Below are 12686 nucleotides of genomic sequence, written 5' to 3' on the forward strand. Positions count from 1 at the left end.
TCAATCCACGCATCCACGTAGGATGCGACCCACCGGGGAGAGCTGATGATGTCCCAGCCATGAGATTTCAATCCACGCATCCACGTAGGATGCGACCTAGCGTTGGAGCAGCCCCGCCACCTGCAGTACAATTTCAATCCACACATCCGCGTAGGATGCGACAGTATTCCTGTACTTTTTTATTATGGTCATCAGATTTCAATCCACACATCCGCGTAGGATGCGACCGGAAACTCGAAGGCCGGAGTTTATCCCCAAGATATTTCAATCCACACATCCGCGTAGGATGCGACGAATCAAATGTTCTATACGTTAAAAAACATTATATTTCAATCCACGCATCCGCGTAGGATGCGACTGTACTGACCGAATGACGGACAACGAAAAATAGATTTCAATCCACGCATCCGCGTAGGATGCGACTATAGTCAAATGAAACTAGATTCATATATTTATTATTTCAATCCACGCATCCGCGTAGGATGCGACACCGAAAAAATTACATAAAATATAACAATACAATCAATTTTTCGCTAAAATTTCGAGGCAAATGAGAGATTTAGCTCGAAATAGCTTTAAACTAATTAACTTTCACAAACTGAATTGGATAACATTGCAATAATTTTGGTGCGAATCCCCCAGGGATTTCATGTGCACTTCACATTCGCACCGAGTATTCATTTATTTTTACTCTCCATTTCAAATAGGCTCTAAACTCCTTTTCAGTATACCACAGGGGGAGCTAAATGATGGATAATTCAGACTAACTCATGCAGAATTCGCGTTAGCGAAAATGAATCCCGACTAGTCAGAAACTCCAGTGGAATGGCTATACAGCATAGACTCGACCGGATTCCCACCTGTTCCCCACCCCTTATAATCAGGTATAATAAAGGAAATGATGGTAGGAAGGAGAGGCTTGTATGGGGACGGAAACTGATGAACACAACACGGTACATCACCGCCACGATACGTCATATCGCTTCCTGTTGTCCAGTAAAAAGCTCTTTGTCGAACTGCTTCGCTCTTTTGTTCAAAAAGAATGGGTGAAGCGCATAGATGAAACGAACGTGCAGGAAATCCCCCATTCGTTTGTTCTTCAAGACTTCAAGCGGAAGGAAGCCGATTTGGTGTACCGCGTGAAGCTGAACGGACAAGATGTCGTATTTTATTTGTTGCTGGAAATGCAGTCCACAGTGGACTTCCTCATGCCGTACCGTCTTCTGCTTTATCAGGTGGAGATCTGGCGCTATCTTATGAAAGACCAGGAAAAGACAAAGGGTAAGCCGAAAGCATTCCGGCTGCCTCCCATTGTGCCGATTGTGCTTTACAATGGAAAGAGACGCTGGACCGCCAGCAGACAATTTCGCCAGTTGTTAGCCAATGAGACGATGTTCGGTTCGGAACTTCTTAATTTTGAATATGTGCTTATTGATGTTGCTCGATATACGGAAGAAGAGTTGTTGGCTCTTTCCAATACGATCGGTTCTGTCTTTTTGCTTGATCAGACGGAGGATCAGACGCAACTGCTGAATCGGCTCGGCAAGCTGATGCATACCGTACAGCAATTGCCAGAGGATAGCCAACAGCAATTGGTCGCCTGGATGGCGAATATATTGAGTCAGAAATTGCCGGAAAATGAACCGCATTTGCGCGAGCTTATCCAAAACGAAAAAGGAGGCGTATCGGTTATGGGGCTTGAAAAAACCTTGGATGCCATTAAACGCGAGGGAAGACGCGAAGGCCGAAGAGAAGGCTTACGGGAAGGTATACAGGAAGGCCGGAAAGAAGGGATACGAGAAGGGATTCGAGAAGGGATCCGAGAAGGCAAACAAGAAGGCAAGCGGGAAGCAAAAGAGGAAGTTGTCCAGCAAATGATTGCCGAAAATCTGGATCCTGAATTGATCGCCAGAGTCACGGGCTTTTCACTCGATATTATTACACAGTTACGGGAAAAATCTAAATCTAAGTGATTCATATTCCGGCCGTTTCTTTTGAACGGCCCTTTTTTACTCTTTGTAACTAAGTACACCTTTCGAATTAAAAATACCGCTTGTCTTTTACAATGAGCCAGCAGCAATTTGTCGCCTGGATGGCGAATATTTTGAGTCAGAATTTGCCGGATAATGGACCGCATTTGCGCGAGCTTATCCAAAACGAAAAAGGAGGCGTGTCGGTTATGGGGCTTGAAAAAACCTTGGATGCCATTAAACGCGAGGGAAGACGCGAAGGCCGAAGAGAAGGCTTACGGGAAGGTATACAGGAAGGCCGGAAAGAAGGGATTCGAGAAGGGATCCGAGAAGGCAAACAAGAAGGCAAGCGGGAAGCAAAAGAGGAAGTTGTCCAGCAAATGATTGCCGAAAATCTGGATCCTGAATTAATCGCCAGAATTACGGGCTTTTCACTCGATATTATTGCGCAGTTACGGGAGAAATCTAAATGATTCATAGTCTCGGCCGCTTCCCACTGTCGTACTACGACCTTCCAACTATCAGTAATGTCGGGCTTCCACCTAGAATGCTACTCATTGGAGAGCTCGAATTTCTAGATGATGGTGGCTTTCAATCCACGCATCCTGATAGGATGCGACCGCGAAAAAACAACAAAAAATATACCAAAATAATCATTCAACTAGATTGGATAATATTTCTAATTCAATTGTATGTTTATTGCGAATCCCCTGGAGACTTCATGTGAACTTCACATTCCCACCTGCCGATGAAGAGCAGGTATTCCTCTTCCTGCCAGAACGCCCTCATCCTTTTCCAGTATAGCAAGGATTTCCCTGAACTAAAAAAGCCGCTGAATAATCAGCGACTTAATTACGTTTAATTACGTTTGTACATTAAATAACTCTAATTTTGTAGATGTCAACGAGTTCACCCGTATCCACATCTTTAATGGATACATACACCGTTCCTCTTTTTAAACCTTTCACTTTACCATAACTAGTAAGGCGAATTATCTCTCCCGAATCGCCGATCGGTTCAATAGCATAAAGATATGAGTCTTCATAAGGCAAATAATCAGTTTCACCTACTGCTAGTCTCATTTCTTTGTAGCTTTTTGATGCTTGAATTTCGTGCATGTCTTTTGCAGCAAAGGATGGGGCAGTCGCACCCAATGACAATGCAACCCCTAATAAAGAAGCAATTAAGATTTTGTTCATGTTAGTTCCTCCCTTAAAATGGTATTTCAACTACAAGGTCATTGTATCCCCTTATTTTCCAAGGATCAATATATTTAGTATAACTGTAAGGTTATTGTAAGGTTCCACTGCCTCTGAATCACAACGACTTGAGATTTGTATCACTTTTCTCGAAATATACTTCTTGAACATCCACCCTTTTGGTTAAGTCAAAACGGCCGCCTTTCAATCCTCTTTCTGCGAAAATGCCCCTGATTAACACAGCAAAATCCGTTTCCCTCAAACGCGAAATCACTTTATACTAACGGTTTACTTTAAAAGATGACGCTAACGCGTTACAATATTATGGTAAGGGAGAGGAGAGATGGAATGACAGCCCAACAACAGGCGGCAATGCAATCCATGATAGAATGGCTTTCTGATGAACATGAACTCGGCCGCGAACCTAACAAGATTGAGATCGCAGGTGAATTTGATCTGCACGATATGCATTACTACATATTCAAGTATAAAAAGACAATGCTCGGAAAATGGCTTCTTGGCGTCTGTGGCGGCTATGAAGCTCCAGATGACACGGAGCATTGCGGCCACGTGTTCAGTGAGATGCAGCCCTATGATCCGGCTACTGCGGAGCAGGAAGCGATTGCGATGGTCGAAATGATCCGCGAGTACTGGATGAAGCAAGCGGCAGCACTTGAGGCCGAGCAAGAACAATCTGATCCTTCCGAGTCGAAGAAGGAATCATCCGGCCTTTTTAACGGTTTCGTTCTGCTCAACACTTCGGAGTGCGACCTTGAACAGATCAAGGCGAATCTGCTGCAGGACTGGAACATTTCTTGTCCATCCGCCGAGAACCCCGAGGAAGAAAAAGAGGGAACTATGGTCTTTGAGGTGGAAGGCTTCACCTTGGCCGTAAGCTTTGTCGATGCACCCGTGCCGGACGGCGAAGCCGAGCATTACGCGCAAGGCAACTACCTCTGGCCGGAGGCCGTTGAGATCACCAAAACGCATGTGGCCCAAATCATTTTGGCTGTATTTACCCGCTCCGGCTCCCCGCTGGACAGCGGAAGAATGTATACCAAGCTGGCCGCCAGTTGCTTAAAGCTCCCGAATGCAATCGGGCTTTATTCATCCGGCACCGTCTATCAGCCTGAATTCTTTGTGGAGCTGGCCGAGATGATGAAGTCGGATGATGCATTCCCTTTACTAAATCTGGTTTATTTTGGCCTTGTCGGAACGGAAACAGGGGTGAGCGGATATACAATCGGGCTGGAGCATTTCGGCAAGGACGAAATCGAAGTGCTTGACAGTCAGGCAACCCCTGCCGAGCTGCGCAACTTCCTGATTGATATTTCCGCTTATGTCATAGAGCAGGACGTCACTTTACGAGATGGCGAAACGATCGGTTTCACGGCTGAACAAAAGCTGCCGATTACCCGTTCTGAAGGCGTATATATCAACGGAGACAGCCTTAAAATCGAATTCTAAGACAGAAAAAAGAGCAGTGAAGCGTGATGCTTCCTGCTCTTTGTTGTGGTCCGGTTCTCAATTGCAATCTGAAACGTTGCCATTTCAATCCACATCCGTGTAGGATTCGACGTGAAAGAGACTCGCGAAGCGCTCAACAAGCTTGAATCCATGCATCCCCGTAAGCTGCGACAAATATATCAGGCCCCTGATGTGTGCCTCACCTTTCTTTTCCCAGTATGTCCAGGCATATGGGTTACTGTACGGTGGGGAAAGATCTCCGCATAAAGACTCAAATACCTAAACATATCCTAACCTGAAAAAGTCTAAGGAAAGAAGTAAGAAAAGTAACAATCACTGAAACCTTGTAGAAGACGTCTTAAGACATAAAAGGAAATACACTCCAGTTTAATCCTAGAAAAATTACCTAATTAAGGAGGTGTTTTCACTAACATGGGAAAAATGAAGTATGTCAAACTTAGTCTGCTAATTCTTTTTTTCACTTTACCCTTCAACGCGAACGCACAAACAACTAAAGGAGATGAAATGATAAAAACAGCGAAAGAAAAAGTGAATGTGTCCCAAGTGATAGAGCAGAAAATTGAGTCCTGCTTCGATAGAGAGTCCAAAATATTACCCCCTCTGCAAACAATGATTGATCAAGTAAAGGCTAAAAAGAAAGAAGAAAAAATCGAGGTCAGCATCATGCTTCGATACGATTCAAATGTAACTAAGGAGGCCTTCATAAGACAATATGATGACCTTTTTAATGAGTCCATTACAGACATTAACGGGTTTGGAGTCTATAGTTTTTTTACAAAACTACCCATTGAACAAATTCATAAGTTAGCTGATTTTGATGAGATATCCTCCATTTCAACAACAGATGATGTAGTTTCCGTGTATTAGTACACGCTGTATTGAATGAATAAAAACCGTTCCTTCATAAAGGGTGGTTCGCACCCCCAATTTACTCAGAACGGTTTTTTTAGTTTTGCAGGAAAGGCTGTTTTTCAGTGACTTTTAGAGTAGTCCACTAATCTCAAGGCGAGATTTGACCGGACCAGTCAATGGCATAAGTTGCATCATTGTAGGCTAGAATTCCGACTTTATAGGTGCCCCACTCAATCGATACCTCACCGAACTCCCGTACCCTACGAAGCCAGAAACGATCCCATAATCTCCTCCATATCGAACGGAGTGATTCCACGCTGGACCGAAAATACGGTCTGCGCCTCCTCTTCCCGCTCGACAAGCTGGCCGCGCGCCAGCGCATGCAGCCGGAACAACTCATACAGATTCGGCTTAGCTGCCGTAGTCATCGCTTTGCCCATGGCGACCATTCCCGTCTGATGCCCTTCCACATTGTTATAGAATTGAGGATTGCGAGTCAAAGCCAGATCGCACCAAATGACGGTGCGCTCCGCCAAATCGAGTATAGACGGAATAGCAATCTGCGTGTTGGCCGTCAAATCAAGGCGATCAACGACGGTCGCCGGATCGAACACCTCGCCCGATTTCGGATGCTGACGCATCATCCAGCCAGCGAAGCATTCCGGCAGCTCGCTATAGGCTTGCCCCGTGAAGGAATGCAGCGTGGCCACAATATAGCGTCCGCCGTACTGGAGGACAGAGGGAATGTTGATATCGATGAACTCGCAGGCGCCATGCGGTGCCGATACGATATCGCCGCTATGGGCCGCCTTATAGCGCGCAGACCTCAAATTCGTATAAGAGATATGCTCCTTGTAGTTCCAGGCGTCATCATACAAGACGGCAGAGAGATCGATATCGGTGCGGCCAGTCGGATTTCCGTCGATCACCCCTTCTTTCCACCACAGGAAAAAGCGAATCGTCTCCCCTGCCGGCATGGCCAGCTTGCTGCCGCGCACGAGCGTACGCAAGGACTTGCTGGCGGAACGCTGGGAGAAAGGCACCCTATAGTTCTGCAATTGCGGATCAAGATAGACATTCCCGAGAGCAGACAGCTTGGCGAAGCGGGCGAGCAATGTCTGTTCGCATACCTCCACTACGGCAGCGCATGCGTCCGGCGCGACGGGAGGCCGCGTATCTGGCGAAGAGAATGCTTTGGCCACATTGCCTTTCGGGAAAAACAGCCGCAGTTCATTGCCATACTGGCGATACTTGAAATGCGTCATCACCTGCAGCAAGACCGGCGTCGCCACCCGATCCGCTACCGATGCAAAAAACGAGGCAATCCAGCCCGCCTCCGCTCCTTCCAGACGAAGCAGATGATCCAAGCGCCGGGCAAACTCGCCCGGCCGCTCCAATAGCTGGTCCACGGCCTGATCGGTATCGAAATAGCGCAGCGACTCCTCAAGACGATGGCCAAAAGTAGCGTAAGGCCGATTGTTGCGCAGCACATCAAACGCTTCTTGGCATCGTGGATAACGGCTCTTATATTCCGAAGGATGCAAGATCTCGCCCAGACGCACCCAGCGGTCGCGGTAGCGCAGCATATCTTCGGCCGGATGCGGGCATTGCTCCAGCAAGCCAAGCAGCAACCGCCGCTCTGCCCGCGTGAACTTGCGGAAGAGCGTGCTCGCCGCCAGGCTGACATCGCCGTCCGACCAGGCCACGGCCAGACGCAGCACATCTGTCGCCGTCCGCACATAGCGTTGAATGCGAGTCACATCCGCCTTGCCGCTGCGCAGCAAAGTAGCAACGATAAAGCCGACCTGCTCCTTATGCGGGATCGCATCCGGCAATAAAGCGTCAATGTCCTGGTCATGCTCCATGACCCAGGCCAGATCCTGTTTGTCGGTGTCCGAGATGGACGTATTCGCCTGCATCAGCTCACGCATGAGCTGGCGGAAGTGCTCCTCGCTGCCGAGCTCGATGATCTCCAGCTTCGTCTTGCCCCGCAAAATTTCCCGGGTGATCGACTCCATCTCAGGCACTTCATTCGTCACATAGTGATACCATGCATTCAAAAATAACTCGGCATCGCTTGCCTCCATGACCTGCTCCGGGAAATTCGGATACATCGGCCGATAGGCAACATGCGCGCCGACGAGCTTTTTCAAGCTATGGATCAATGCTTTGTACCATCTCAAAAACGAAACCTCCGACAGCGTGCGAAGAGCCGCAAGCAGCGCGGGGGAACAGGTGAAGCCGAGTGCCGCTATATTTTTCATTGCCGTCGCCAACTGCGCGTCCGGAAGCTTGGATTGTTCCGGTACCACGATTACTTTTCGGCTTCTGCGCAAATAAATCTCGTTCTGCATCATGTCATACCCCTTTTCGATGGAACTGCATCGCCAGGAAAGCCGCCCCTCTAGTAACACCCAAGTTATTGTAGAAGGAAGAAAGACGATAGCCTGGCGAACGCAGTCTGGTATCTTCCGGAAAGCTGCTACCCTAAGCCAGGGTAAAGGAAGTAGAAGGAAGGTTAGCAATAGCCGGAAGATGGGAGCGCCGCTCAAGCTGTTGCCCGCTCGGCCTCTTGGTTACTATCTTCGCATCATTGGGAGCTCGCGAACAGGGCGCAAGTATGGCGAACTTGGAAAAATGATGCATGGATAGGTTTTTCCTTCGTTTGCCAGCGGCGATCCGCAACTGCTATACTGTAGGCATATTGAACAAAGGAGTGAAGGGGAATGACGCAGAAGACACGCATCGGCAAGACGGACTTATGGGTTAATCCGATTGGGCTTGGAGCCAACGCGGTCGGGGGACATAACATTCACCCGAACTTGAACGATGAGACAGGCAGGGAGGTCGTCCGTACGGCCTTCGATCAGGGCATCGACTTTGTGGACACGGCGTTCATCTACGGACCGGAGCGCTCGGAGCAGCTTATAGGCAAAGTGATGAAGGAGAGGGGCAACCGTTCGGACATCGTGATCGCCACCAAAGGGGCGCACAAGTTCGTGGACGGCAAGGTGGAGATCGACAACTCCCCCGCCTTCCTGACCGCCGCCGTAGAGAACAGCCTGCAGCGTCTTCAGACCGACTACATCGACTTGTTCTACATTCACTTTCCGGACGAACAGACGCCGAAGGACGAGGCCGTTGGCACGCTGAAGAAGCTCAAGGACGAGGGGAAAATTCGGGCCATCGGCGTATCCAACTTCACCATCGAGCAATTGCGGGAAGCGAATAAGGACGGCTACGTCGACGTCATCCAGGAGGAATACAACCTGATCAAGCGCGACAAAGAGCGTGATCTTCTTCCTTACGCGGCGGAGAACGGCATTTCATTCATCCCTTATTTCCCGCTGGCGTCAGGCTTGCTGGGCGGCAAGTATACGAAGGATTCGCAGTTCACGGACGGACGCGCCAACAGCCCGATGTTCCAGGGCGAGGCGTTCGCCGCGAATCTGGAGAAGGTAGAGCAAGTCCGGCAGATAGCGGAAGCGAAGCAGGCCGAAGTGGCCCATGTCGTGCTGGCCTGGTATTTGACGCGGGACGCTATCGACGCGCTCATTCCGGGCGCCAAGCGGCCGGATCAGGTACTGAACAACCTGAAGACCTTATCCGTTCGGCTGACTCCGGAGGAGATCGAGCGGATCGATCAGATTTTCAAAGCATAATTGCATATGGAGCTCCAGGGCTGTCCCACAAGTCAGAAAAAAATGACGAAGGGCAGCCCTTTTTGGCGGGATTCACAGCAGCTCTGCTCTCATTCGTCACCAGTCTTCCAACCACCAACTATCCTCATTGTAGAATGGTTTACATTAAATAGTTATTTTGTCATGTCATGTTTACAAAACAAGAGGGGGATGGTAAATTATAGGTAATATATCATTGATTATGGGGAGAAGGTGCTTATCGGATGGCACAAATATTGTCCATTGGTGAATTAATACAATGTCACAGATACAATAGAGGCATGACATTAGCGCAATTGTCAGAGCTGACAGGCATACATAAAGGGACCATCTCCAAAATTGAAAACGGTGACGTGAAAAGACCGGAATATAAGACCATCCGTCCGCTTGCAGATACATTGCAAATCCCGCTAGAGACGTTAGTCGAACTGCACATCACCGTGGATAAGAGGGCGGACACCCTCCTCTTCGTGTTGCAGGACGTGATTCAGCATTCGGGTACTGCCGATCTGGTGACCAAAGTAGGCAGAAAATTTTTGGAATCCCCTAGTGACGATAGTCACGCCTTGGTGGAACGGCTTTATGACTTCGCGGCCCACGTAGAAAATAAGGAGATTCAATTCGCCCTATATCAACTCATTGTTGACTACTCTCGCGATCACGGCATTATGCCTTTTTTGGCAAGAGGTTTATTCCAGGTGTATCTTATCGAACGGGACGACTTCACCAGGCTCAGATCGGTTTACGAGAGCGGCAAGCATATCGTTCAGTACGCCCAATTTTTAACCAGCGAAGACAGAGTCACTTTGTATTACAAATTGGCGATTCACGCGTTCAATTTATTTCTGTACCAGCAAAGCATCGAGCTCGGCCTCCAAGTTCTTCGGGAAGCAGCTCCGGATAATTTATTCTACATATATACGCTTTGTATATTGCGTGATTCTTATTTTCGTATTGGTAACTATGAAAAGTCGGAGTATTACTCAAGCCTCTATATACAATATGATTCTCCTCACATGAAAACTAACGCGGTGCTTATGCAAGCAGCACTCAATACGAAAAAGGGAAAAACCGATCATGCTGTCACACAGCTCACATCCTTTCTTGAAACGTGTGATCAGGATGCAGCTCTTCTTGCAATCAATCAATTAATGAAAATCTATTTACAGGATAACCGCCTGGAAGAAGCAGATCAATTGCTTGCTTACCCAATATGTCCCCAATCCATCAGCACGAACAATCCCAATATCATCTCTCAATTAGCCGAATATTATTATCATCGAGCGGAGTATTTTGGTGCCATTGGTGACCTTCACAACGGTATATCCGATTTTTTGGAGAGCGCGATGCATTTCTCCAGAATTAATGATACGGACATGGAGAAAGAATGCATGAACCAGATCGTGCGCTGCCACCTAAAGCAAAACTCTGATATGACCGTATCCACATTAGAAAAACTGAAAGAGTATTATGAACGCAGTGCAGCTAAAGATAATAAATTGGAGGGATTCATGTGAAGCGTTTCATCTGTAAGCTTTTCAGCGGACTGGTTTGCTCTGTTATCATCGGGGTGACAACATTTGCATCAGCTATGGGGAATGACTCTAGCGTTATACCGTGGTAAGAGTACCTGATTGGTACTCTTTTTTCGTTATGTTTCCTTAAATTCAATTTATTGGGATTCGTTCGACACATTGTATACTCATAGTTAAGAAAGCGCCCCATTATCCAAGCTGATGTGAGGTGACGAACTATTGTGTACAGTGATGATATTCTCCATAAAATTCACGGACTTCGACAGAAATTGATCTGCATCGCCAATCAAAAAGGGAAATTTACCGACGATGAAGTCGTTCAAGTTAGCCAACAGCTAGATATTTATATATTAGAGTTTCAAAAGTACTATAAAAAACAACAACAAAGAGACATAGTGAAAAAGAGCAGCTAGGTTCAGTAGAATAGCTTGGTAAGTAAAAAAGCGATATCATTGAATATGGGGAGAAGGTGCTTAACGGATGGCACAACTACTGTCCATTGGGGAGTTAATACAATGTTACAGACGCAATAGAGGCATGACATTATCGCAATTGTCAGAGTTGACAGGGATAAATAAAGAAACCCTATCCAAAATTGAAAACGGTGACGTGAAAAGACCGGAATATAAGACCATCCATCCGCTTGCAGACACCTTGCAAATCCCGCTAGAGACGTTGGTCGATCTGCACATCACCAGGGACAAGAGGGCGGACACCCTTCTCTTCGTGTTGCAGGACGTGATTCAGCATTCGGGTACTGCCGAGCTGGTAACTAAAGTTGGCAGAAAATTTTTAGAATCCCCTCGTGACGATAGTCACGCCTTGGTGGAACGGCTTTATGACTTCGCGGGCCACGTTGAAAATAAGGAGATTCAATTCGCTCTATATCAACTCATTGTTGACTACTCTCGCGATCACGGCATTATGCCTTTTTTGGCAAGAGGTTTATTCCAGGTGTATCTTATCGAGAGGGACGACTTCACCAAGCTCAGATCCGTTTACGATAGCGGCAAGCATATCGTTCAGTATGTTCAATTTTTAACCTGCGAAGACAGAGTCACTTTGTATTACAAACTATCGATTCATGCGTTCAATTTATTTCTGTACCGGCAAAGCATCGAGCTCGGCCTCCAAGTTCTTCGCGAAGCAGTGCCGGATAATTTATTCTACGTAAATGCGCTTGGCATCTTGGCTGACTCTTATTTCTATATTGAGGACTACGAAAAGTCGGAATATTACTTACGCCTCTATACCCAATATGATTACCCTCACATCAAGACGAACTCAGTGCTAATGGGAGCATTGCTCAACTCGAAAAAGGGGAATACCGATGTCGCTGTGACAATGCTTACATCTTTTCTGAAAACGTGCTGCCGAGATGCCGCTCTTCCGGCAATCAATCAGTTAATGCAAATCTATTTGTGGGACAATCGGTTAGATGAAGCAGAACAAGTGCTTGCCTACCCAATATGTCCCCAATCCATCAGCACGAACAATCCTTACCTCATCTCCCGGCTAGCCGAGTATTATTTTCATCGAGCCGAATATTTCATTACAGTTTGCGACATCCAAAAAGGAGTATCAGATCTACAAAAAAGTGCATGTTTCTTTTCTAAGGTTAATGATATTGACAATGAAAAAGAATGCATAACTAAAATAGAAAATTTACATGATACACTACTAGCCAAAGTCAAGGAGCTTAAACAAAAATTAATCCACATCGCCAATCAAAAAGGGAAACTTACGGATGACGAAGTCGTTCAGATTAGCCAACAGCTAGATATTTACATACTTGAGCTGCAAAAGTATTATATAGCACAACAAGAAAAAGTCATAGCTAGAAGGAGCAGCTAGGTTCAGGGAAAGGCTTGGTAAGTATACAACTTGTGGGGTAGTCAAATGGCAAACGAATTAATCCAAGCGTTGCAACGATGGGATAGCTGTTCCTAAAACCATAAACTC

The 12686-nt window shown here is 46.8% G+C and carries 10 protein-coding genes and 1 CRISPR repeat array (1 of these 11 only partly in view); of the genes, 8 read left to right on the top strand and 2 right to left on the bottom strand.

The features are described from left to right. Positions 1–489: direct repeats of the CRISPR family, unit length 32 nt; unit sequence ATTTCAATCCACGCATCCGCGTAGGATGCGAC; it begins 267 nt to the left of the window's first position. Positions 490–923: 434 nt separating this feature from the next. Both NNL35_RS23500 and NNL35_RS23505 read left to right on the top strand, forming a co-directional pair. Then, entirely contained in the window at positions 924–1973 is a 1050-nt protein-coding gene (locus NNL35_RS23500) for an Rpn family recombination-promoting nuclease/putative transposase (protein WP_254553787.1), read from the top strand. Between the two features lie 92 nt (positions 1974–2065). Further along, positions 2066–2443 carry a hypothetical protein gene (locus NNL35_RS23505; RefSeq protein ID WP_254553788.1) on the top strand — a complete coding sequence of 126 codons (378 nt, stop codon included), beginning with the start codon at positions 2066–2068 and terminating at the stop codon, positions 2441–2443. Between the two features lie 402 nt (positions 2444–2845). On the opposite strand, the gene NNL35_RS23510 is transcribed toward NNL35_RS23505, so the two are convergent. After that, positions 2846–3169, bottom strand: coding sequence for a hypothetical protein (locus NNL35_RS23510; RefSeq protein ID WP_254553789.1), 324 nt, complete (start codon positions 3167–3169; stop codon positions 2846–2848). A 348-nt stretch (positions 3170–3517) separates the two neighbouring features. On the opposite strand from NNL35_RS23510, the gene NNL35_RS23515 reads away from it, so the two are divergent. Both NNL35_RS23515 and NNL35_RS23520 read left to right on the top strand, forming a co-directional pair. After that, positions 3518–4636 (top strand): DUF4261 domain-containing protein, encoded by a 1119-nt coding sequence (locus NNL35_RS23515; RefSeq protein ID WP_254553790.1) that lies wholly within the window; start codon positions 3518–3520, stop codon positions 4634–4636. Positions 4637–5068: 432 nt separating this feature from the next. After that, positions 5069–5524 (top strand): hypothetical protein, encoded by a 456-nt coding sequence (locus NNL35_RS23520; RefSeq protein ID WP_254553791.1) that lies wholly within the window; start codon positions 5069–5071, stop codon positions 5522–5524. Between the two features lie 245 nt (positions 5525–5769). On the opposite strand, the gene NNL35_RS23525 is transcribed toward NNL35_RS23520, so the two are convergent. Further along, on the bottom strand, positions 5770–7866 hold the full coding sequence (locus NNL35_RS23525) for a TerD family protein (RefSeq protein ID WP_254553792.1): 2097 nt from the start codon (positions 7864–7866) through the stop codon (positions 5770–5772). A 369-nt stretch (positions 7867–8235) separates the two neighbouring features. Here NNL35_RS23525 and NNL35_RS23530 point away from each other — a divergent pair, with 369 nt between their 5' ends. The 4 genes from NNL35_RS23530 to NNL35_RS23545 all read left to right on the top strand — a co-directional run bounded on the left by NNL35_RS23530 (position 8236) and on the right by NNL35_RS23545 (position 12578). Continuing rightward, positions 8236–9171, top strand: a complete 936-nt coding sequence (locus tag NNL35_RS23530) for an aldo/keto reductase (protein WP_254553793.1) — start codon at positions 8236–8238, stop codon at positions 9169–9171. A gap of 242 nt (positions 9172–9413) precedes the next feature. Beyond that, the gene (locus tag NNL35_RS23535) at positions 9414–10706 is read left to right on the top strand and encodes a helix-turn-helix domain-containing protein (protein WP_254553794.1); all 1293 of its coding nucleotides are present in this window, start codon (positions 9414–9416) and stop codon (positions 10704–10706) included. A gap of 239 nt (positions 10707–10945) precedes the next feature. Next, positions 10946–11137: an aspartyl-phosphate phosphatase Spo0E family protein gene (locus NNL35_RS23540; RefSeq protein WP_006679697.1), complete on the top strand. Its 192-nt coding sequence runs from the start codon at positions 10946–10948 to the stop codon at positions 11135–11137. A 67-nt stretch (positions 11138–11204) separates the two neighbouring features. Beyond that, positions 11205–12578, top strand: coding sequence for an XRE family transcriptional regulator (locus NNL35_RS23545; protein ID WP_254553795.1), 1374 nt, complete (start codon positions 11205–11207; stop codon positions 12576–12578). The last annotated feature ends 108 nt before the right edge of the window (positions 12579–12686 follow it).

Origin of the sequence: Paenibacillus dendritiformis (assembly GCF_945605565.1) — a bacterium.
GTDB classification, from domain to species: domain Bacteria; phylum Bacillota; class Bacilli; order Paenibacillales; family Paenibacillaceae; genus Paenibacillus_B; species Paenibacillus_B dendritiformis_A.

Bases quoted from the DNA above. Each gene is read 5' to 3' on its own strand.
- NNL35_RS23500 (WP_254553787.1), top strand. From the start codon at position 924: ATGGGGACGGAAACTGATGAACACAACACGGTACATCACCGCCACGAT.
- NNL35_RS23505 (WP_254553788.1), top strand. From the start codon at position 2,066: ATGAGCCAGCAGCAATTTGTCGCCTGGATGGCGAATATTTTGAGTCAG.
- NNL35_RS23510 (WP_254553789.1), bottom strand. From the start codon at position 3,169: ATGAACAAAATCTTAATTGCTTCTTTATTAGGGGTTGCATTGTCATTG.
- NNL35_RS23515 (WP_254553790.1), top strand. From the start codon at position 3,518: ATGACAGCCCAACAACAGGCGGCAATGCAATCCATGATAGAATGGCTT.
- NNL35_RS23520 (WP_254553791.1), top strand. From the start codon at position 5,069: ATGGGAAAAATGAAGTATGTCAAACTTAGTCTGCTAATTCTTTTTTTC.
- NNL35_RS23525 (WP_254553792.1), bottom strand. From the start codon at position 7,866: ATGATGCAGAACGAGATTTATTTGCGCAGAAGCCGAAAAGTAATCGTG.
- NNL35_RS23530 (WP_254553793.1), top strand. From the start codon at position 8,236: ATGACGCAGAAGACACGCATCGGCAAGACGGACTTATGGGTTAATCCG.
- NNL35_RS23535 (WP_254553794.1), top strand. From the start codon at position 9,414: ATGGCACAAATATTGTCCATTGGTGAATTAATACAATGTCACAGATAC.
- NNL35_RS23545 (WP_254553795.1), top strand. From the start codon at position 11,205: ATGGCACAACTACTGTCCATTGGGGAGTTAATACAATGTTACAGACGC.